Origin of the sequence: Pseudonocardia sp., from assembly GCF_050250275.1 — a bacterium.
In the GTDB taxonomy this organism is placed as follows: domain Bacteria; phylum Actinomycetota; class Actinomycetes; order Mycobacteriales; family Pseudonocardiaceae; genus Pseudonocardia.
In genome coordinates this window covers 415,457-437,321 of record NZ_JBFWOY010000001.1, presented here as the reverse complement: position 1 = coordinate 437,321, position 21,865 = coordinate 415,457, and the positions used below count along the sequence as shown (strand labels likewise).

Here is a 21,865-nt window from a genome sequence, read left to right as displayed (position 1 = left end):
GCGAGGCTCCACTCGTCGATTGACTATTTGCCTCCGATTGAACGGGAAATGGTGTACGCTACGTCCATCGCCCAACAGGGTGCGGTGGCCTGACCCTCAGCCTCTCGCAGACCCAGGACGGTTCATTCCGGGTGAGAAGCGGACTCCGCATGCACTTCCGACCGGAGCGGCCTGTGCCGCACCCAAGATGAGTAGGTTGCATCCCTGGCTTGACGCTCGATCTGGCCCCCGTCGTGCTCTTGTCACGTTTCATCGGACGGCGGGAGCTGGCACGTGATCGGACTGCAGCGCGGGGCTCCGGAAGGGTGCGGGCCGGGTGCGTGAGCTGGGGATTGTGACCCGACAGGCGTGCCAGGCGTAGTCGACCGAGTTCGGGACAGCGGGGCGTTAGCGTGGACCACGAAGACCTCCTGGGGTCGGTGCGGATGCCGTCAGACCGCTCCGCACCAACCACAGGAGGTCTTCCCCGTTCAAGATCAATCAGGTCGTGTCGTCACACGGCCTCGACCAACGTCCCCGGGCAGTACACGATCACGGATCTAGCCACATTGGTTCGACCTTCCGGACGACGCTGTGCGGACGGTAGGGCTAGACTCGGGAGTGCCGAGAGCATTCTGCACGTGGCGATCTGGCCCACGTCGTCCTTGGTGAACTTTGACACCGGGCGCGAGATCGCCCGGGAACGGGAGCCCGACGTGTCGTCGGCAACCACTTCACTCAATCACCACCCCACCACGGGGACCGGCACCTCCGAACCGCCTCGATTCGAGCTCAAGGACCCGACCCCGACCCCCACCGGCCAGGTGGACGGCGCGTGGTGGCCGCGATCGCGCCATCTCGCTCGCGAGCTCCTGAACCTGATCCCGGCGCTTGTCGGCCGGTTCGGCCCGGTCGAACGGGTCGGTTACCACCTGGGCGACTGGGACGAGACGCCCCGCCGGGTCGCCGTGGACGGTGTCGCCGTATCGACAGGCGGCTACGACCACCAGCGGACCTGCACCGTCGACATCCTCACCCGGAAGCACCGCCTCACACTGCTCGTGGTGCCGGTCGACGAGGCGCCCGAGCATGCCCGTGCGGCGATGGCTGCCGCGGCACGACCCGGCAACGCGGACACGGTCGCGGACCTGCTGTCCGCGACCACCCTGTCCTCCTGAGCGCGGCTCACAATCCTGTCTGTCGCAGCGACACCACCACGAAGAGGCGCTATGAGTACCGTTCCCGACGTCCGCACCCCCTACGAACGACGAGTCGACCTCGTCACCGAGGTGGTGACGACGTACTCGCCGCTACCGAAGGCTGCGGCGGACGAGCTCGCCGTGCTGATCCTGCATGCTCTGGACCACATCCCCGAGAAGGTGCGATGACGACCGCCCGGAGATGGCCGTTCCGACAGCGGCCCGGCCGGACGCCCGCCCGCACCGGGACGCCTGCGGCCGCGCTCTCGCGCCGGCATCCCCTGCCCTGGCGGAACACCCCGGCAGGCGGCGAGAACCACGTCACCGACGCGCACGGGAGCGCCGTCTACGACGGGCCCGATGCGGCCGAGATGTTCCGGCTGCTGGCTGCCGCGACCGGCCCGCGCGCGTCCGGAGCCGCCCCCGCCCCGGATCGAGCCGAGCGGGCGACCGGCTCATGATTGCCGGCGGGACTGGGGAGGAAGGTCGGCCCACCATGGGAGACGGAGTGGTCGCACCCGAACCGCAGCGCCCGGCCGCCCGGCCGGTCATGGTTCTGGGCCACGGACTCACCGTCAGCGCGAGCCAACGCGCACACGTGATCGACAAGATGAGCAACCTCCGACGGCACGACGACGCCGTCGACAGGTTCGAGGTCCATGTGTTCCGCGAGCGCAACCCACGGCAGACGAAGCTTCGCGATCGTGTCGAGATCAGTGGTTTCGGTCCGGGCTTCACCCTCAGCGTGCAGGCCCGCGGCTCCAGATTCCATCCCGCGTTCGCCGCGGCGCTGGTGAAACTCGAGGCGCGCCTGCACCGCCACCGCGACCGGCACCTGACCCGCGAGCACAGCGGCGGCCACCAGAACCCGGTCGTGAACACCACTGCCTAGCGACGCGGACACCAGCCCCGCACCGCACACCCCGTGAGGGGCAAACGGACAGGAGAGACCGTGTCGACGACGAGTGCCCACCCGGACACCCTCGAGCTGCGGAGAGCCGACGTGCAGGGCCCGAGCCACGACCCCGCGGTGGCCGAACACTGCGTCGAGCGGTACGTCGGCGCGGTGGTACACGCCCTCGGGCAGCGTGGCGTGTTGGCTTGTCCGCCCCAGCGCACCGGTGAGGCAGGCGGCCTGACCCGGTCCGTCCTCATCGACTGCACGGCACTTCGCATCACCACCTGGGAGAACCGCGGGCGACGAGACCCCCGGGCGTCCCTGGGGGCCGTGCTGCAGCCCGGACGCGCACGTCCCGTCTCCATCGTCTGGGACGAGCGCGTCGGCTGGTCCGCCGAGCTGGGCCGGGCTCCGACTGCGCGGTCGGTCCGCTACCGGCACCCGGACCCGTTCCCGGCCCCCGGGCAGATCGCGGAGTTCGTCAGCGATCTCGCGATGGCCGATGGCCACACCCCGTCGTCACCGTGATGAGCACGTCCCTCCCGGCCGACCACGACCCGGCCACGCCGATCCGGTCCTCCGCATCGCGGCGCACGCGCCGACGTGCCCGCAGCCGCTCCCGAGCGGCGACGCCGCCGCCGACCGCGAACGATGCGCCGATGGTCCCGCCCCGAGCGTCCGACGACTGGCAGGCGCGCTGGGAGGCCGACGGTGGCCGCGTCCTCTAGCGTGGCCGCGTTCTGCGGCCTGGGCTCCCGGCGATCGTCGGAGGTGCGCGTCTGCGCCGGGCCGACGAGCGACGGACACCACGCTGGCCGCGTTGCCGCGGCGCGTAGTCGGAGCCGCGGCGCGTAGTCGGAGAGGGTTCCGGGTAACCCCTCTCGTCGTAAAAGCCCGGGCCGCTGTGCGGCCAGGGCTCTCCTCCTCCGCTTCGGACCCCGGCGGAACCACTCGGCGCATACCGCAACGGGTGATCGTCAACCGAAACGGAAACCGCATGACCCCAAGTTCCACCGCGTCCACGCCGGTCGTGGACGTCGATGCCGCATCGATGCCGACCACCGACCGGACGGATGAGCCGGTGGCCAAGCCCCTGCTCGCCGCCCGCCGGCCGGCTGGTCAGGCAGCGCTCGTCTACGGCTTCACCCTCCTCCCGATGCTCGCGCTGGTCGCGGCAGTGCCGCTCGCGTGGGGCTGGGGGTTGTCCTGGCTGGACGTCGGCCTCGCCGTCGGCTTCTACTTCCTGTCCGGGCTGGGCGTGACCGCCGGGTTCCACCGTCTGTTCACCCACCGGTCCTTCAAGGCGCGCCGCGGTCTGCGCAGCGGGCTCGCCGTCGCCGGCAGCCTCGCGATGCAGGGCGACGTGATCACGTGGGTCGCCGACCATCGCCGCCATCACGCGTTCACCGACAAGGCCGGGGACCCGCACTCGCCGTGGCTGTACGGCACCACTCCGGCGGCGCTTGCCAAGGGGTTCTTCCACTCCCATCTCGGTTGGCTGTTCGCCCGTGACTGCACCAACGCCGAACGCTTCGCTCCCGACCTGCTCGCGGACGCCGACGTGGCCCGGATCAGCCGGTTGTTCCCGCTCTGGACCGTGATCAGCCTCTTGGCGCCGGCCCTGATCGGTGGGTTCGCGACCCTGTCGTGGTGGGGTGCGCTGACGGCCTTCTTCTGGGCCGGTCTGGTCCGGGTCGCGGTGCTGCACCACGTGACCTGGTCGATCAACTCGATCTGTCACATGATCGGAGACCGCCCGTGGGACGCTCCCGGCCGGGCCACCAACGTGTGGCCGCTCGCGATCCTGTCGATGGGCGAGTCGTGGCACAACCTGCATCACGCCGACCCGACCTGTGCCCGGCACGGCATCGGCCGCGGCCAGGTCGACATGACGGCCCGGCTCATCCGGGTGTTCGAGCAGCTCGGCTGGGCGCACAGCGTGCGCTGGCCCACCCCTCGCCGGATCGCGCGGCTCACGGCCCGCGACTGAAGGCCGTCGGGACTCCGGCGCCGGGCGGTCCGGTCGCTCGACGTCCGCCCGTCACCGCGAATGCGGCGACCTCGGACCACGCAGAGGGGAACCGAGCAGATGTCCGACGACGCCGCCGAGGTCGTCCGCCCACAACGTCGTGGTGACGGGCCTCGACGAGGGACCCGTGGTCGTCCTCGCGCACGGCTTCGGCTGCGACCAGAACGTGTGGCGGTTCGTCCTCGACGACCTTGCCGCCCGGTGCGCGTCGTGCTGTTCGACCACGTGGGCGCCGGCCGGTCGGACCTCTCGGACGTGCTCGGCCTCTGCCGTGCCCTCGACCGCGGTCCCGTGGTCCCGTGGTCCTCGTGGGGCAGTCCGTCAGAGCGTCGATCGGCGTGCTCGCCGCGGTCCGGGCCCGGAGCTGTTCGCCGGTGTGTTCCTCCTGACCCCCTCGCCCCGCTACGTCGACGACGGCGACTACCGCGGCGGGTTCAGCGCCGCCGACGTCCACGAGCTGCTCGAGTCGCTCGACAGCAAGTATCTCGGCTGGTCGGGCGCCATGGCCCCGGTCATCATGGGCGCGCCCGACCGGCCCGAGCTCGCCCAGGAGCTCACCGACAGCTTCTGCCGGACCGATCCACTGGTGGCAGGGGTGGTCGCCCGTGCGACGTTCCCGGCCGACAACCGGGCGGAACCTCGCGAAGGTGAGCGTGCCGACGTTGGTGATCCAGAGCGCGCAGGACGTGATCGCGCCGCCTGCGATGGGCAAGTACGTCCACCGGCACATCGCGGGCAGTGCCATATTGACCGTCGACGCCACCGGCCACTGCCCTCACATGAGCGCCCGGGCGGCCACGGCTGATCGACGTTCTGCGCCGCGTCGCCCTCGCGGTCCCGGGAATCCCGGCGTCCGACATCGACGGCGTGTCCGCGGCACTGGCCTCCTTCACCGACGAGGACGCCCGGCGCGCGTTCGTGCAGACCGTCCGCAGCACCCTGAGCTGGTCCGGCCAACGACTCGACGGCACCAACCGGCTCTATCTCCTCGCCGACGTGCCCGTACTGTTCATCGGGGGCGCCGCGGACACCGTCATCCCGTTCTCCCACACCCTCGCCGCGCACGACCGGTTGCCGGGCAGCCGTCTGGAGGTCTTCGACGACACGGGGCACTTCCCCCACTCCGAACACCCCGTGCGGTTCGCCGCCATCGTGCTCGACTTCATCCGGACCAGCCCCCGACGCACACCGACGGCGAAGCCCTCCGCCGCCACCTGCGCCGGCCCCCCGCCGGAACCGTCGGCGACGCCGACCTGTCGAATGCGTGACAACGCAGCGCAACCCTTGCGACGCAACCGCGCCGGCAGCGCGGCCCCGCGGCCACCACCGCCCGGCCACGACCGCTCGGTTCGGCGCCGATCCGGTCCGTCGGGTCCACGTGGTCGCGACACGGGCCCGTCCGGGCGGTTGCGGAGGCGCTCGGACGGGTACGTTCGCCAGCAAGTCGGTGTCAGGCCCGGTTCCCGCCGCACCCACTCCGCTTCGAGGTGGGAGGCCCGTGAGCCGTACCGGATCAGCTCGTCGGAGCACGCGGTGCCGCGGTGGCTGAACGCGGCGCGGCCACCAAGCAGATCGCGGCGCTCATCGCCGAGGACCTGGACGAGGAGGCGCTCGCGCGCAAGGTGTGTCAGGCGTGCGTCGAGGAACTCGACGTCGACGGCGCGGCGATCTCGGTCCTGCCCGCCAATCCGTCACGACGCACGCTGTGGGCCACCGACGCGACGGCCCTCGCCCTCGAAGACCTCCAGTTCACCCTCAACGAGGGCGTCTGTGTCGAGGCCGCGACGAGCGGGGTGCCCGTCCTCGTGTCCGACCTGGCGAGGACCAGCGAGCACTCGCGGTGGCCGGTGTTCGCCGCGGAGGTGGCCGAGCGGACGCCGGCGAAGGCCCTGTACGCCCTCCCCCTGCACTGGGGGGCGTTGACGATCGGTGTGCTGGACCTCTACCGGCTCCGGGCCGGCGAGTTCACCGCGGTGCAGTGGCAGGACCTTCTCGGGGTCGCGGAAGTCGCCGCGCTGTTGCTGCTCCAGCTCCGGACCCGACCGGGGTCGGCTCGGAGGGCCACGGAGGTCCCCGACGGCGAGGCCCGCCGCGGCACGGGCCCCGGCGTGGCCGGTGTCGACGGCGACGGTCGCGGGAACCCCGAGCTTCACGACGACGGCCACCCGGACGACACTGAGGGCCGGGACGCGGCGCTGAGTGATGTCCTGTTCGGGCGGCCCGAGATTCACCAGGCCGTCGGGATGGTGCTGGTGCAGCTGGGTATCGGCCCGGAGGAGGCGCTGGCCAGGATGCGGGCGTGGGCGTTCTTCGAGCAACGGATGCTCATCGACGTCGCCCGGGACGTGGTCGAGCGGCGATTGGTATTCACCGAGGAGATGAGGTAGTACCGATGCACTCAGAGGGCCACGTGCCGATGGTGCGCCCCGTCACCGGAGACGCACGGGAGCGACAGATCTCGCGGGCGTTCGTAGAGCTCGCGGACACCCTGGTCGACGACTACGACATGATCGACATGCTCGACCGGCTCGTCGCACACAGCGTCCTGCTCCTCGGCGCCGACGCCGCGGCGATCATGCTCGTCGACGCCGACGGCGAGCTGCGCACGGTCGCGGCGTCGAGCGAGGACGCCGAGCTGATGGAGCTGCTGCAGCTCCAGGCCGGAGAGGGGCCGTGCGTCGAGTGCGTGCGGACGTCGGCCCCGGTCGCGGTGGTCGACCTGTCCGACACCGACCGGTGGCCCCGCTTCGTGGCCGCGGTGGCCGCCCGGACCGAGTTCCGGTCCGTGCACGCGCTGCCGTTGCGGCTGCGGGGACAGGCGATCGGGGCGATGAACCTCCTGCACCGTGCCCCGGGCCCGCTGCCCGAGAACGACCTGGCGTTGGGGCAGGCCCTGGCCGACGTGGCGACGATCGGCATCCTCGCCGAGCGCACGGTCCGCCGCACCGAGGTCGTCGCCGAGCAGCTGCAGACGGCGCTGAACAGCCGGGTCATCATCGAGCAGGCCAAGGGTGTCATCGCCCAGTACGGGGGCCTCCCGATGGACCAGGCCTTCGAGCGGCTCCGCGGCTACTCCCGTCGTCACAACCTGCGGCTGGCCGACGTCGCGCGCAACGTCGTGAACGGGAGGCTCAACCCCCGGGGCGTGGTCACGGAGGCGGGCGCCCGGCGGCGGTGACCGCACCACCGGATTCGACGGCACCGACGCCGTCCGGTACCGACCCGGGCTGATCCATGGGGCTTGTCGCCACCCATCGCCAGCGGATCGCCTTCTTGTACGCGCCGCTGAGGACGTAGTGGATCTTCCGGATCGTCGCGTTGCCCAGCGGCCGGCACTTGTGCGGTCGGCAACGGTCATCGCAGTCGTGCGGACGCGGGGTCCGATGATCTGTCCCACGCCTCGTCGTGCAGTGCTCTCGGCACCGTCTGAGCTCCGCGTAGAGAGAGTCCAGGACGTCGGCGTCGACGCTCCCGACCTTCCGGTCACCATGAACGGCCGGACGTGCTTGTCGACGTACTCGCGGTACCCGGTGACGGTCCGCTTGCCGCCCTGGTGCTGGTCGAGGTAGCGGTCGAGCAGCTGGTTGACCGTGGCCGATGTGTGCGGACTTCGTCGCTGCTTGACCTCGGCCACGAAGCGGAGCCGAACCTCCTCGGCCCGGTCCCATACCTTCGGGCCCGGCGGTACTACCTCGATGAGGTTGTACCGGCGTTTCGTGATCGGGTCGACGCCCCCGTAGACGCGGAGAGCACCGCTCGGCAGCTCGTCGATGCTTCCCTGCTGACGCTTCCGCGGATTGATCGCCCTGGCCATGACGCGAGAAGCTACGTCGTTCGTGTCACACTTCGTGTCACATCAGCGGGCAGCCTTTGAGCAGGCCGAGTGTTTCCGCAGGTCAGCGGTGGTGGAGACGAGGGGAATCGAACCCCTAACCCCCGCCTTGCAAAGGCGGTGCTCTGCCAATTGAGCTACGTCCCCGAGGAGCGGGGACGACGGTACCCCGCTCGGCTGGTCAGCGAGTGGTGGCCTCGTGCCAGAGGTCCTCCTCGTCGCGGCCGCGGAGCTTGGCAGCGACGAGCAGGGCAGCGCCGACGGCGACGACAGCCAGAACGATCAGCTTCTTCAACGAGATCACGTCCTCGACGGGAGATGTGTGACCGGAACCGTGAGAGTGGGCCTAGCTGGATTTGAACCAGCGACCTCGTCGTTATCAGCGACGCGCTCTAACCAACTGAGCTATAGGCCCCTGCGGCGAGGACGACATTACAGCAGCCCCACCACCACCTCCGCACCGGCCCGGTCGAGCCGGATACGGAGGCGTTCCTCGCAGGTCAGTCGCGCTCGGAGAGCGTGACCTCGACGCCGCCGACGAGGTCGGCGGAGACGTTGTAGACGAAGGCACCGATCGTCATGGCGACCGCGAACAGCAGGCTGTTGATCGCGCCGACGACGGCCGCGATGCCGAAGACGCGGCCGGCGCTGATGAGGGCGCTGCCGGTCTGGGCCTCGCCGGAGACGAGGTCGTTGTATGTGCCGTTGAGGCGGTCCCAGACGCCCATGCCGTCGAGGACGCCGTAGAGCACGCCGACGGCGACCATCCAGATGAAGAAGATGACGACGGCGAGGACGAGGGCGAGCTTGAGCACCGACCACGGGTCGAGGCGCTTGAGCTGCAACGCCGCCTGCCGCGGCCTGCGGGGGGCTGCGGACAGGGCGGGCGCGCCCGGGCCCTGGTGCTCGGCCGTCGGGGTGTCGGCGGGGTCCATGTAGGCGGTGGGCCCGTCGAACAGGCCGCCGGCGACGGGCGGGTTGTCGGTCACCGTGGGCTGTGCGGCCGCGGCGGGTTCCGAACCGGGCATGCGCTGCCACGGCGGCGGGGTCTCGGCGTGCGGCCCGGGCGCCGGGACGCCCTGACCATCGGCCGGGGCGCCGGTCGTGGTGTCGGCCGGGGCGATGTGCACGGTGTCCTCGGCGGGCCGGGGTGTCGGTACCGGCCGGGCGGTCGGGCTGGGCTTCCCACTGCCCGGCACCACCTGCGCCGCAGCCGGTCCGGCCACGTCGGCCGATCCGTTCCCGTTCTGCACGGCGGGTCGGATCTCGGTCGGCGCGTCGGCCGGGGCGACGGTGGCCGCGGTCGGCTCCGCACCGTTGCCCCCGGACGAGGGTGCGGCCGGCGGTGTCCCCGCCCCGGATGACCGGGCGCCCGGGGAACCGGCACCCGTCCCGTTGCCGGCGGGGCCGGCCGTGGGCGCGCCCTCGGACCCGGTCTCGGGGGCGGCCGCGTCGCGGGGGGCGACGCGACCGCTCTCGTCGGCCTGCTTGCTGTTCTCGCTCACGAGGTGACGCTCTCCTCGGTGCTCGGCACGGTGACCAGCTCGATCATCGCTGCAGGGATCAGCTCGTCGAACCGTTCAGCTCGGCGTCGTCGGCATCGTCCTCTGCGTTGCGCGCGACGGCCTGCAGCGTGGCGGACTCACCCAGGTTCATCAGGCGGACCCCCTTCGTCTGCCGACCGGCCTTGCGCACCTCGCGGGCCGACGTCCGGATCACCCCTCCGGTCGAGGTGATCGCGTACAGCTCGTCGTCGATGCCGACGATGAGTGCGCCGACCAGCGTGCCACGACGGCGGTCGTACTGGAGCGTCAGCACGCCCTTTCCGCCGCGACCCTGCACCGGGTAGTCCTCGATGGGGGTCCGCTTGGCGTAGCCGCCGGCGGTGGCGACCAGGACGAACTTCTCGTCCTGCACCACACCGATCGACAGCAGGCGGTCGCCGTCGTTGAACCGCATGCCCAGCACACCGGAGGTGGCGCGGCCCATGGGGCGCAGGGCGGCGTCGTCGGCGGTGAACCGGATCGACTGGCCCTCGGCGGAGACGAGGAGCAGGTCGTCGTCGGCGGCGCAGAGCACGGCGCCGACGAGCTCGTCCTCGTCGCGGAGGTTGATGCCGATGAGGCCGCCGGAGCGGTTGGAGTCGAAGTCCTCGAGCCTGGACTTCTTCACCAGCCCGTTCTTGGTCGCGAGCACCAGGTAGGGCGAGACCTGGTAGTCCTTGATCTGCATGACCTGGGCGATCTCCTCGCCCGGCTGGAAGGCCAGCAGGTTGGCGACGTGCTGGCCGCGGGCGTTGCGGTTGGCCTCGGGCAGCTCGTAGGCCTTGAGCCGGTACACGCGGCCCTTGTTGGTGAAGAACAGCATCCAGTCGTGCGTGGAGCACACGAAGAAGTGGGCGACGATGTCGTCCTGCTTCAGCGTGGCGCCCTGCACGCCCTTGCCGCCGCGCTTCTGGGCGCGGTACAGGTCGGTCTTGGTGCGCTTGGCGTAGCCGGTCCGCGTGATCGTGACGACGACGTCCTCGACCGCGATGAGGTCCTCGTTGGTGACGTCACCGTCGTCGGCCACGAGCCGGCTGCGGCGGTCGTCGCCGTGCTTGTCGATGATCTCCTGGAGCTCGTCGCGGACGATCTGCCGCTGCCGCTCCGGCCGGGCCAGGATGTCCTGGTAGTCGGCGATCTGGAGCTCGATCTCGGCCAGCTCGTCGATGATCTTCTGCCGCTCCAGGGCCGCGAGGCGGCGGAGCTGCATGTCGAGGATGGCCTGGGCCTGGATCTCGTCGACGTCGAGCAGGTCGATGAGGCCCTGGCGGGCGACGTCGACGGTGGCCGACGCGCGGATGAGGGCGATGACCTCGTCGAGGGCGTCGAGCGCCTTGACCAGACCACGCAGGATGTGGGCCCGCTCCTCGGCCTTGCGCAGCCGGTAGCGGGTCCGCCGGACGATGACCTCGATCTGGTGGCGGATGTAGTTGCGCACCACCTGGTCGAGGCGCAGCGTGCGGGGCACGCCGTCGACGATCGCCAGCATGTTCACGCCGAAGCTGGTCTGCAGCTGCGTGTGCTTGTAGAGGTTGTTGAGGACGACCTTGGCCACCGCGTCGCGCTTGAGCGTGAACACGATGCGCATGCCGATGCGGTCGGACGACTCGTCGTTGATCTCCGAGATGCCCGTGAGCTTCCCGTCGCGGACCATCGTCGCGGTCGACTCGATCAAGTTGTCCGGGTTGACCTGGTAGGGCAGCTCGGTGACGACGAGGATGGTGCGCCCCTTGGCGTCCTCCTCGACCTCGACGACCGAGCGCATCCGGATCGAGCCGCGGCCGGTGCGGTAGGCCGACTCGATGCCGTCGCGGCCGACGATGAGGCCCGACGTCGGGAAGTCGGGGCCCGGGATGCGGGCCATGAGCGCCTCGAGCAGCTCCTCGTCGGAGGCCTCGTGGTTCTCCAGAGCCCAGATGACGCCGGCGCCGACCTCGCGCAGGTTGTGCGGCGGGATGTTCGTCGCCATGCCGACGGCGATGCCGACGGAGCCGTTGATCAGCAGGTTCGGGATCCGCGACGGCAGGACGACGGGTTCCTGGGTCTTGCCGTCGTAGTTGTCGAGGAAGTCGACGGTGTCCTCGTCGATGTCCTGCAGCATCGCCATGGCCAGCGGCGTGAGCCGGCACTCGGTGTAGCGCATGGCCGCGGCGGGGTCGTTGCCGCGCGAGCCGAAGTTGCCCTGCCCGTCGATCAGCGGGTAGCGCATCGACCACGGCTGGGCGAGCCGGACCAGGGCGTCGTAGATCGCGGAGTCGCCGTGGGGGTGGTAGTTACCCATCACCTCGCCGACGACGCGCGCGCACTTGACGTAGGAGCGTTCGGGCCGGAACCCGTTCTCCCCCATCGAGTACAGGACGCGACGGTGGACGGGCTTGAGGCCGTCCTCGACGAGCGGCAGCGCGCGCCCGACGATGACGCTCATCGCGTAGTCGATGTAGGAGCGCTGCATCTCCTGCTGGATGTCGACCGGTTCGATCCGGTCGCCACCGCCCGCACCGCCGGTGGGCGGGAGCGTGGGGTCCAAGGTGTCTGTCACGAGTTCCTCTTATCCATACGTGCGTCTAGGACATGTGTGTGGATCACACGTCCAGGAAGCGCACGTCCTTCGCGTTGCGGGTGATGAAGGAGCGGCGGGACTCCACGTCCTCGCCCATCAGAACCGAGAACAGCTCGTCGGCGGTGGCGGCGTCGTCGAGGGTGACGCGGAGCAGCACCCGGACCGACGGGTCCATCGTGGTCTCCCACAGCTCCTTGGCGTTCATCTCGCCGAGACCCTTGTAGCGCTGCACACCCTCTTCCTTGGGCAGCTTCTTGCCGGCCTCACGGCCCCGCGCGATCAGGCCGTCACGCTCGGAGTCGGAGTAGGCGAACTCCGGCTCGGCGCCGCGGCCACTCCACTTGATCTTGTACAGCGGGGGCTGTGCGAGGAAGACGTGACCGTGCTCGACCAGCGGACGCATGAAGCGGAACAGCAGCGTGAGCAGCAGCGTCCGGATGTGCTGGCCGTCGACGTCGGCGTCGGCCATCAGCACGATCTTGTGATAGCGCAGCTTGGCCAGGTCGAACTCGTCGTGGATACCCGTGCCGAGTGCGGTGATGATCGCCTGGACCTCGGTGTTCTTGAGGACACGGTCGATCCGGGCCTTCTCGACGTTGATGATCTTGCCGCGGATCGGCAGGATCGCCTGGGTCATCGAGTCGCGGCCCGACTTGGCCGAACCACCCGCCGAGTCGCCCTCGACGATGTAGACCTCGGACTTCGCCGGGTCGGTCGAGCGGCAGTCGGCCAGCTTGCCGGGCAGGCCGCCGATGTCGCCGGCGCTCTTGCGGCGCACCAGCTCACGGGCCTTGCGCGCCGCCAACCGCGCCTGCGCCGACTGCACCGCCTTGTTGACGATCGTGCGCGCCTCGGTGGGGTTGCGCTCGAACCAGTCGGCCAGCCACTCGTTGCTGATCCGCTGCACGAACGACTTGACCTCGGTGTTGCCGAGCTTCGTCTTGGTCTGGCCCTCGAACTGGGGCTCCTTGACCTTGACCGACACGATCGCGGCCAGACCCTCGCGGATGTCGTCGCCCGAGAGCGCCGGGTCCTTGTCCTTGAGGAGCTTCTTGTCGCGCGCGTACTTGTTGACCGTGCTGGTCAGCGCCGCGCGGAAGCCCTCCTCGTGGGTGCCGCCCTCGTGGGTGTTGATCGTGTTCGCGAACGTGTAGACCGACTCGGTGTAGCCCGAGTTCCACTGCATCGCGACCTCGAGCGCGTGCCCGGGAGCCTCACCGCTGAACGCGACGAGCTTCTTGTGGATCGGGTCCTTCGTCTTGTTCAGGTGCGCGACGAAGTCCTCCAACCCGTTCGGGTAGCAGAAGACGTGCTCCTTGACCTTGGCGACGTAGCCCTCCGCGTCGGGCTCCTCCGCCTCGTCGCTGTCGCCGTTGCGCTCGTCGCGCAGCACGATGGTCAGCCCCTTGTTGAGGAACGCCATCTCCTGCAGCCGGCGGCGGATCGTCTCGATGTTGTAGACCGTGGTCTCGAAGATGTCCGGGTCGGCCCAGAACGTGATCGTGGTGCCGGTCCGCTTCGTTGCCGCGCCCTTGTTCAGGGGACCCGGGATCGAGCGCGTGTACTGCTGGTCCCAGTGGAAGCCGTCGGTGTCGATCTCGACGTCCAGACGCGTGGAGAGCGCGTTCACGACGGAGACGCCGACACCGTGCAGGCCGCCGGACACGGCGTAGGAGTCGCTGTCGAACTTGCCGCCCGCGTGCAGCATCGTCAGCACCATCTCGACGGCGGGCTTCTTCTCCACCGGGTGCATGCCGACCGGGATGCCACGACCGTCGTCGACGACGCGGATGCCGCCACCCTCCAGCACCGACACCACGACCTTGGTGGCGTAGCCGGCCATCGCCTCGTCGACCGCGTTGTCCACGACCTCCCACACCAGGTGGTGCAGGCCGCGCTCGCCCGTCGAGCCGATGTACATGCCGGGGCGCTTGCGGACCGCTTCCAGGCCTTCGAGGACGGTGATGGACGACGCGCTGTAGCCGTTCTTCTTCTCCGCTACCACGGGCTGTAGGTCTCCTCGTACCAAGGACCGCCCCCCGCGCGCACTGCACGCGCGAGGTGACCGGTCGTTCGGGCGGATTCGGGGTCCACCCGAAGCACCATCTCGATTCTACTGGTCCGACACGACAGAAGGCCGCCTAGGACACCCCTGTGGGCGCCGGAGAGCGCCGAACGCGTCACACCACGGGGGCGGACCGCTCGCACCGGGCTCGCGAAAGGCTCCCGGCCCGTCACGTGGCGCTGAACGGCGCGAGAACGCGTCCAGCCGTACGCCCCGCGCCGTTCACCCTCGTTCAACGACACTACGGCGACGGGGATGCCCCGATCCTTCTCCGGGTCCGGATCGATCAGCCGTACGTGTCGCGCGGACCCCGGCCACGCACGTGCCGCGGCCCGTGCCGCCAGCTCGGCGCCGAAGGCCCGACCACCCGGATCCGACGCACCACCCCCTCGCCCACCGCACCCGCCAGCCTGACCAGCAGCTGGCGCTGCAACGTCCGGAGCTGTGTCGCCCACGCCGTCGACTCCGCCTGCAACGTCAGCTCCCCGTCGCGCAACGACACCGGCGTGCAGTGGTCGGCGATGTCCGGACCGACCAGCTGCGGCCAGCGCCCCAGGACCGTCGCGTCGGTCAGTCGCGGCGACCAGCCACGGTCCATCGACACCCTCGACAGCATCTTCCCGAACGGCTGCGGGTCCCGGTCGTCAGGCCCCGGACCCGACCAACGCCGCCGGTTCCCGCGCGTACCGGCCCGCCGGCGCCGCGGCTCACCCGACGACGCCCGTTCCGCCGAACGCTGCGCCGACGCCTCACGCGCGGCCCGTAACGCCTCACGCGCCAGGTCCGGCCCACGCAGACCGTCCGCCCCCGCACCGTCGGCCCCCGGCCCACGACGAGCGGCAGAATTCCCGTTGTCCCCAGGGGTGGGGACAGAGTGGTCGTCGTCACTCACGATCGGCGGCACCTTCGCGTCGACGGGCGGCGATCCTCGGCAGCTGTCACCAGATCCAGGCGAGTTATCCACAGTATCCACAGTGTTGTCCACAGGAAGACGCCCCGAGCGCGGCCTCCCGGACGGATCGTTCCGCTGCAGGTCATGTCGACGTCACCCGCTGATCTCCGACCGGTGAGGCCGGCATGCGAACGGCGGTTCCGCCACTCACCGCGATTCGGACACCCCCGAGCTCCTCCGGGACATCCTCCGCGACCGCCGCCGTCACGACGACCTGCTCCGCCCGTGCGGCGACCGCCGCCAACGCACGGCGCCGACGCGCGTCCAGCTCCGCGAACACGTCGTCGAGGATCAGGACCGGTTCGACGTCGTCGCTCTGCAACAGCCGGTACGAGCCCAACCGCAACGCCAACGCCAACGCCCAGGACTCGCCGTGGCTCGCGTACCCCTTGGCCGGGCCCTCGCCCAGCCGGATCTCCAGCTCGTCCCGGTGCGGGCCCACCAGGCACACCCCGCGCTCGACCTCCTGCTTGCGGACGCGACCCAACGCCTCGAGCATCCCCGCCTCGAGCACCGCCACATCCGCGACCAGCTCGCCGTCGAGACTCGACCGATAGTGCAGCGCAGCAGGATCCGACGACGGTGCCACGTCCGCGAACGCCGTCACCGCGGGCGGCGACAGACCCGCCACCAGATCGAGCCGGCCCGCCAGCAGCTCCGCGCCGTGCCGGGCCAGGTGGCCGTCCCACACGTCCAGCGTGCGCAGGTCACCGCCCGAACGCGCCGTCTTCAACAGGGCCGACCGCTGCCGAAGCACCCGCTCGTAGTCGGCCCGCACCCCCGCGAAACGCGGATAACGTGCCACCAACAGGTCGTCGAGGAAGCGGCGCCGCTCCCCCGGATCGCCCCGCACCAGGGCCAGGTCCTCCGGCGCGAACAGCACCGTGCGCAGGATGCCCAACACGTCCCGCGTACGCGGCACCGGCGAGCGGTTCACCCGCGCCCGGTTCGCCTTACCCGCCGTGATCTCCAGCTCCACGGTCAGCTCGCGGCCATGGTTCACCACGACCCCGCGCACCACTGCCCGAGACGCTCCCCGCCGGATCAGCGGCGCATCCGTGGACACCCGGTGCGACCCCAGCGTCGCGAGGTAGCCGATCGCCTCGGCCAGGTTCGTCTTCCCGACACCGTTCGACCCGACGAGGACCGTGACGCCCGGCTCGAACTCCAGATCAGCCTGCTCCCACGACCGGAAGTCGCTGACGGCCAGCCGCCGCAGATGCACCACGGGCTCCCGTCGATCGCGTGCGTGGAACCCCGCCAGACTAGCGAGCGGGCCCGACGGTCCCGGGTCAGCCGGGCAGGCGGACCGGCATCAGCAGGTGCAGGTAACCACTGTCGTCCGCCGGTGCCTCGTCACCCGACGACGCCACCACCGGGCGCACCAGCGCCGGCCGGTTCGGCGTCGTGAACGTGAGCTGGGTGCGCTCGGTGTGCAAGGCGCCCAAGGCATCCAGCAGGTACGACGGATTGAACGCGATCGTCAGCCCCTCACCGGTGAGGATGCAGGGGATCTCTTCCTCGGCGCTGCCCACGTCGTCGCCGCCGGCCGCCAGCCGCAGCCCGTCCTCGCCGAACTCCAGCCGGATCTGCGCGACCCGGTCCGCGACCAACGCGACGCGCTTGATCGCCTCGACCAGCACCGACACCTCGACCTCGGCAGCCGTCGTGCTCTCCGCCGGGATCAGCTGCCGGAACCGCGGGAACTCCGCGTCGAGCAGCCGAGTCGTCGCCCGCCGGCCGTTGCCCGTCAGGCCGAGCATCCCGTCGCCCGCCGACAAGGCGATCTCGACGGTCCCCGCACCCGCCAACGACTTGGCGACCTCCGCCAGCGTGCGCGCGGGGATCAGGACCGCCGTCGACACCGACGGGTCCTCGGGCTCCCAGTCGAGCTCACGGACCGCCAGTCGGAACCGGTCCGTCGCCGCCAGGGTCAGCCGAGACCCCTCGATCTCCAGCCGCACACCGGTCAACATCGGCAACGTGTCGTCGCGACCTGCCGCCACCGCAACCTGCGCCACCGCCGACGCCAGCTTGTCGGCCTGCACCGAGCCCGCCCGCTGCGGCATCGCCGGCAGCTGCGGATAGTCCTCGACCGGCATCGTCGGCAGGCTGAACCGGCTGCTGCCGCAGTTGATCGTCGCCCGCGACCCGTCGACGACCAGGTCGACCGGCTTCGACGGCAACGCCCGCGTGATGTCCGCGAGCAGCCGCCCCGACACCAGGACCTGACCCGGGTCGCCGATCGTCGCGTCCAGCTCCACCCGGGCCGAGGTCTCGTAGTCGAAACCCGACACCGTCAACGTCTCGGCGCCCGGATCGCCACCACCCTGGATCAGGACACCGCCCAGGACCGGGACCGGCGGACGAGCGGGCAGGCTGCGCGCGACCCAGGCCGCGGCATCGGCCAGGACGTCGCGTTCGACCCGGAACTTCATGACGTGAGGACCTTTCACCGACGGCCACGAGACTGCGACCGGATGGCGAGGCACCCGGGGACGTGCAGCATGTCGACCTGACGAGCGGAGCCGGACGCGAACGGGACGAAGCCGGGACGCGGACGACAGCCGGGGACGACCAGGTCGGCCGGACCACCGTAGAGCCTCCGCGGCGCCGGTGTCACGCCGGGCCGTTCGCCCGTCACGGCACTCCCCCGGGACGGCCGAGCGCTCCACCATCCACCGCCCTTCTCTTCTTGTGTATTTCTCAAGAGAGAGATCCAGCAACAGCAATAGGTCCTGTGGATGGTGTGGATGGACGCCGTCGCCGCAGGTCCCGCGGCGCGGCGCGATGGGGACGTGCCCCTGGGACGACCGGTGGAGGGCCGCCGCCGGCCGTGGACAACCTCCACCCCGCCCCGTTGTCCCGGATCCATCCCCCGCATCCACATGAGTTGTCCACGGATCCGAGGGCAACGATCCACGGGCCTCCGGCAGACAATCCACAGAGTTGTCCCCAGATGTGGGTGAAAATGTGGTCGTGCGCCGACGCAGCGCGACCGGTCGTCCCGGTCGCGGCGGGGGCGCGAAGTGCGGCGGAACCCACTCTTGTCCCGCGAGGCACATGATAGTCAACGGAGCGTGACGACGAGGGATGCGCCGCACACGCTTTCGCGATCTCCGTTTGCGCCGAACGTGGCTTACCGGACGACGAGCGGCTCAGCTCGGAGCGACACGCAGAGACGATCGGTACCACTGAGAAGTGTGAACGGCACTCGGTCGGCCGCACCGGACCCCGACCGCCCCTCACGAAACCGACTCGCCCGCGCGCGTCGTCGTCGGCCGCGGGCCCGAGAGCGCCCGCCGCCCCGTGGCAGTGGCCGTGGCATCGGGCCGACTCTGCGGGCAGCGGGACTGGGGATGTGGCGGGCCGTGGGGGCGCGGGGGTTTGCGACCTGCCGCGGTCGGCGCCGGGTCGTCTCGGCCGGGACGACCCGCGCCGGGCACTGCGACGGCCACCGGGCACTCCGAAGCCCCCGGACCCGTCGGTCCACCGGGCTCGCCGCCGGATCGCGTGTGACCCCCGAGCGCGACGCGGCACAGGGCGTCGACCTCCTGCGGGTCCCGAGGCTGCGGCACAAGGAGATCGGTCGACGCGCTCGGGAACGACATGCGCTCGACCCGGTGCGGGTTCACCGGCAGTTCGATCAGCTCGGCGGGTCACCCGCGACGCGCGGTCCCGGTGGTGGTCGCCGAGGACGTCGTCGTTGTCCCTCGGGGCGTCGGGACCGACCGTCGGGCGCCGCCCGGCTGCGAAAGGCTCACCCCGCCGACGGCGCTTCCGAACAGCGATGAGGTTGCGCGAACGAGCCGCGGGTTGACGAGCGCCTGGCGGGCGTCGCCGCCTGCGTCCCCCGCCGAGTACGCCGGTGAAGCGCGGACCTCGTCGCGATTCCGGCTCTTCCCCGGCCTCCGCGCAGGATCTGTCGGGCCGCAGCCGCTGCGGCCCAACGTGAACGGGGTCCTTCGGCTGCGCGTCCGCGAACGTGGCGTCAGCGTGGTTGCGTCGCGCTGGTGACACGGCCGGTGTCGAGTCGACCGTCGAGCGTGTCGTCAGCGTGGGAGAAGCTGCACGGACGACACGCTCGCGCGGGCCTCGCCCGGCCGCCCGGCCGGACGCCCGCTGCCTGTCCCGGTCACGCCCGTGACGGAGCGCGCCCCGTGCCGCCCCCACGACACGGCCGGTGTCGCGGGGACCGCCGAGCGTGTCGTGGGAGTGGGCGGCGTGCACCGGCGACACGTTCGCGTCCGGTGCCGTCGGGCGGCTGCGGCCCGCACCTGCGGACGCGGTTCGGGCGTGGTTGCGCTGCGCCGAGTGACACGGGCGCCGGCGTCGGCCGTCGAGCGTGTCCTGGGAGCGGGGGAAGCGCTCCGAGGACACGCGCGGCACGCGGCGCCGACGGAGGTCGGTCGGCCGCCGGCACTGCTGCGCGCCGGCACGATGCGGCCGGTGGGCCGCTACCGCACGCGGCGCGCGGACCGGGTGGGGCCGGGCGACCGGAGGCGGGCGCATCCGAGGATCCGGACCGGGCGGGTCGCTGCGCGGGTGGGCCGGGCAGCCGTCGGCGACGACCTCCCGGTACGAGCTGCCGGTCTCGGACAGGACGCCTTGGGGCGCAACGAGATCGTCGGTGAGATCAGCGGCGGGCGCGTTGCTTGATCCGCGCGGTGAGTTCCTGCACCTGCTCGAACGTCTTGCGGCGCAGCGAGATCTCGTTACGAATCTTCTTGTCGGCGTGCATGACCGTCGTGTGGTCGCGGCCGCCGAACGTTTGACCGATCCTGGGCAGGGAGAGGTCTGTCAGCTCGCGGCACAGGTACATCGCGATCTGGCGGGCCTGCGCGAGGGCCTTCGTCTTCCCCGGCCCGCACAGCTCGTCCATGGTCACGTCGAAGAACTCCGCCGTCACGGCCATGATCGTCGGCGCGGTGATCTCCGACGCCGCGGAGTCACCGATCAGGTCGCGCAGCACGATCTCGGCGAGCTGGGTGTCGACGGGCTGGCGGTTCAGCGACGCGAACGCCGTCACCCGGATCAGTGCACCCTCGAGCTCGCGGATGTTGCGCTCGATGCGGGCGGCGATGAACTCCAGGACGTCGCCGGGGACGGCGAGCCGGTCCTGGGCCGCCTTCTTGCGCAGGATCGCGATGCGCGTCTCGAGCTCGGGCGGCTGGATGTCGGTGATGAGGCCCCACTCGAACCGCGTGCGCATCCGGTCCTCGAGCGTCTCGAGGCGCTTGGGCGGGCGGTCGGAGGAGACCACGATCTGCTTGTTGGAGTTGTGGAGGGTGTTGAAGGTGTGGAAGAACTCCTCCTGCGTACCTTCCTTGCCCTCCAGGAACTGGATGTCGTCGACGAGCAGGACGTCGACGTCGCGGTAGCGGCGCTGGAACGCGACCTTGCGGTCGTCACGAAGACTGTTGATGAAGTCGTTCGTGAACTCCTCGGTGCTGACGTAGCGCACCCGCATCCCCGGGAACAGCCGCTGGGCGTAGTGCCCGACGGCGTGCAGCAGGTGCGTCTTGCCCAGCCCGGACTCGCCCCAGATGAACAGCGGGTTGTATGCGCGGGCCGGTGCTTCGGCGACCGCGACGGACGCGGCGTGGCTGAACCGGTTGGAGGCGCCGATGACGAAGGTGTCGAACGTGTACTTCTCGTTGAGCCCGGGCCGCGAGCGCGCGGTGGCATCGGGGGTGGGTGCGGAGTAGGTGGGCCAGCCGTCCTGGCCGGGGCGGCCCTCGCCCGCGTGGGGCCGGGTCGCACCGATCCGGCCGAACGAGCCGTTGGCGGGTCCGTTGCCGGCGAAGCCGTCGTCGGGCTCGGGGACGGCGGGGGTGTCGGGCAACGCGCCGGTGTCGTCGAGCCGCTCGCCGACGGTGGACTCGGCGACGGCGGACGAGGCCTCGTCCTGGCCGTTGAGCGCCCCGTTGCCGTTGGGGAAGAATGCGTCGGCCTCGACGGAGGTGTCGAGGTCGGTGGCGAGCGGGACCGAACGGTCGAGCGGTCCGGGCGCGCCGGCCCGGCCGGAGGCGCGGGGGTCGGGCGGGTCGGGGACCTCGGTCCCGCCGGACGCGGCGGACGCGTCGACGACGACCGCCAGGTTCACCTGGACGCCGAGGTGCCGGCCGAGGGCGTCGCTGATCGGTTTGCGCAGGATGCGCTCGATCGCGTCCTTGGCGAACTCGCTCGGCGCGGCGAGGAGCGCGGTGCCGTCGAGGAGGCCGAGCGGACGGGTCAGCCGGAGGAAGGCTCGCTGCTGCGCCGAGAGCGTCGCCGCCCCCGCCTCACCGGAGGCGCCCGACAGGTCGGCGATGACCCGGTTCCAGACCTTTCCCAGATCCCCTGGCTGGTCGGTCACCGGGCCTGCTCCCTCCGCAGCTCTCGTTCGTTCGTCGGAGCCGTCCCTTGCGCACGACGGATCTCTGTCGACCGGACGCCCGGAGACCCGTCGGGTCCCCGCAGTTGATCCCCAGAGTTATCCACACTTGTGCGTAGACCGTACGCAGCACAGGAACGCGGGCGCCTGGCGGGCCCACGTCGGTGTGTCGGAGCGGGTGTTCCCGATCCCCCCGGATCGAACTGTGAGGGGCGAAGGTAACAACCACCGCCCCGATGCCACAAGGCGCCCTGCGGCCCACCGCGCCGACCTCGGCGTGTCGGCTTGCGTACCTGGGGCGGAGCCGAGCGCGGGGGCGGTTTGACCCCCTGTTCGGGCGCTGCGTACCCTTGAACGAGCCGCGTCCGAGGACTGGCACGTTCTGCGTGCCGTCGATCGTTCGCGAGGTCGCGTCGCCCCCGGGGCTCGTC

At 70.9% G+C, this 21,865-nt stretch carries 17 protein-coding genes and 2 tRNA genes; 9 read left to right on the top strand and 10 right to left on the bottom strand.

Annotated features, from left to right (window positions below; translation table 11 throughout):
* The first annotated feature begins 620 nt into the window (after window positions 1-620).
* The 9 genes from AB7F12_RS02075 (at window position 621) to AB7F12_RS02035 (ending at window position 7,283) form a co-directional block, all read left to right on the top strand.
* A complete protein-coding gene (locus AB7F12_RS02075) occupies window positions 621-1,157 on the top strand; it encodes a DUF5994 family protein (RefSeq protein WP_428502442.1) in 537 nt (178 codons plus the stop codon).
* A gap of 51 nt (window positions 1,158-1,208) precedes the next feature.
* A complete protein-coding gene (locus tag AB7F12_RS02070) occupies window positions 1,209-1,367 on the top strand; it encodes a DUF6307 family protein (protein WP_186816842.1) in 159 nt (52 codons plus the stop codon).
* On the top strand, window positions 1,364-1,639 hold the full coding sequence (locus AB7F12_RS02065; RefSeq protein WP_186816843.1) for a hypothetical protein: 276 nt from the start codon (window positions 1,364-1,366) through the stop codon (window positions 1,637-1,639). Before AB7F12_RS02070 ends, AB7F12_RS02065 begins: the two co-directional genes overlap by 4 nt.
* Before the next feature lie 35 nt (window positions 1,640-1,674).
* Window positions 1,675-2,070, top strand: coding sequence for an HPF/RaiA family ribosome-associated protein (locus AB7F12_RS02060; protein WP_186816844.1), 396 nt, complete (start codon window positions 1,675-1,677; stop codon window positions 2,068-2,070).
* A gap of 60 nt (window positions 2,071-2,130) precedes the next feature.
* Complete coding sequence (locus AB7F12_RS02055; RefSeq protein ID WP_147105119.1) at window positions 2,131-2,604, top strand: DUF6292 family protein; 474 nt, start codon at window positions 2,131-2,133, stop codon at window positions 2,602-2,604.
* Window positions 2,605-3,127: 523 nt separating this feature from the next.
* Window positions 3,128-4,066, top strand: a complete 939-nt coding sequence (locus AB7F12_RS02050; protein ID WP_428502448.1) for an acyl-CoA desaturase — start codon at window positions 3,128-3,130, stop codon at window positions 4,064-4,066.
* 644 nt (window positions 4,067-4,710) lie between these two features.
* The gene (locus AB7F12_RS02045) at window positions 4,711-5,373 is read left to right on the top strand and encodes an alpha/beta fold hydrolase (protein ID WP_428517846.1); all 663 of its coding nucleotides are present in this window, start codon (window positions 4,711-4,713) and stop codon (window positions 5,371-5,373) included.
* 273 nt (window positions 5,374-5,646) lie between these two features.
* Window positions 5,647-6,492: a GAF and ANTAR domain-containing protein gene (locus AB7F12_RS02040; RefSeq protein WP_147105122.1), complete on the top strand. Its 846-nt coding sequence runs from the start codon at window positions 5,647-5,649 to the stop codon at window positions 6,490-6,492.
* A 5-nt stretch (window positions 6,493-6,497) separates the two neighbouring features.
* A complete protein-coding gene (locus AB7F12_RS02035; RefSeq protein ID WP_428502444.1) occupies window positions 6,498-7,283 on the top strand; it encodes a GAF and ANTAR domain-containing protein in 786 nt (261 codons plus the stop codon).
* A gap of 725 nt (window positions 7,284-8,008) precedes the next feature.
* On the opposite strand, the gene AB7F12_RS02030 is transcribed toward AB7F12_RS02035, so the two are convergent.
* The 10 genes from AB7F12_RS02030 to dnaA form a co-directional block, all read right to left on the bottom strand.
* Window positions 8,009-8,084: transfer RNA gene (locus AB7F12_RS02030), tRNA-Ala, on the bottom strand.
* A 34-nt stretch (window positions 8,085-8,118) separates the two neighbouring features.
* The gene (locus AB7F12_RS02025) at window positions 8,119-8,241 is read right to left on the bottom strand and encodes a DLW-39 family protein (RefSeq protein ID WP_428502446.1); all 123 of its coding nucleotides are present in this window, start codon (window positions 8,239-8,241) and stop codon (window positions 8,119-8,121) included.
* A 37-nt stretch (window positions 8,242-8,278) separates the two neighbouring features.
* Window positions 8,279-8,352: transfer RNA gene (locus AB7F12_RS02020), tRNA-Ile, on the bottom strand.
* Window positions 8,353-8,437: 85 nt separating this feature from the next.
* Complete coding sequence (locus AB7F12_RS02015) at window positions 8,438-9,442, bottom strand: DUF3566 domain-containing protein (RefSeq protein ID WP_428517844.1); 1,005 nt, start codon at window positions 9,440-9,442, stop codon at window positions 8,438-8,440.
* Window positions 9,443-9,500: 58 nt separating this feature from the next.
* Window positions 9,501-12,008 carry a DNA gyrase subunit A gene (gyrA, locus tag AB7F12_RS02010; protein ID WP_428502652.1) on the bottom strand — a complete coding sequence of 836 codons (2,508 nt, stop codon included), beginning with the start codon at window positions 12,006-12,008 and terminating at the stop codon, window positions 9,501-9,503.
* Window positions 12,009-12,063: 55 nt separating this feature from the next.
* The gene (gene gyrB / locus AB7F12_RS02005) at window positions 12,064-14,046 is read right to left on the bottom strand and encodes a DNA topoisomerase (ATP-hydrolyzing) subunit B (protein WP_428502650.1); all 1,983 of its coding nucleotides are present in this window, start codon (window positions 14,044-14,046) and stop codon (window positions 12,064-12,066) included.
* A 346-nt stretch (window positions 14,047-14,392) separates the two neighbouring features.
* On the bottom strand, window positions 14,393-14,722 hold the full coding sequence (locus tag AB7F12_RS02000) for a DUF721 domain-containing protein (protein WP_428502651.1): 330 nt from the start codon (window positions 14,720-14,722) through the stop codon (window positions 14,393-14,395).
* A 418-nt stretch (window positions 14,723-15,140) separates the two neighbouring features.
* Window positions 15,141-16,283 carry a DNA replication/repair protein RecF gene (recF, locus tag AB7F12_RS01995; RefSeq protein WP_428517015.1) on the bottom strand — a complete coding sequence of 381 codons (1,143 nt, stop codon included), beginning with the start codon at window positions 16,281-16,283 and terminating at the stop codon, window positions 15,141-15,143.
* Window positions 16,284-16,350: 67 nt separating this feature from the next.
* The gene (gene dnaN / locus AB7F12_RS01990; RefSeq protein WP_428502809.1) at window positions 16,351-17,496 is read right to left on the bottom strand and encodes a DNA polymerase III subunit beta; all 1,146 of its coding nucleotides are present in this window, start codon (window positions 17,494-17,496) and stop codon (window positions 16,351-16,353) included.
* 2,198 nt (window positions 17,497-19,694) lie between these two features.
* Window positions 19,695-21,416, bottom strand: a complete 1,722-nt coding sequence (gene dnaA / locus AB7F12_RS01985) for a chromosomal replication initiator protein DnaA (protein WP_428501348.1) — start codon at window positions 21,414-21,416, stop codon at window positions 19,695-19,697.
* Between the last annotated feature and the right edge of the window lie 449 nt (window positions 21,417-21,865).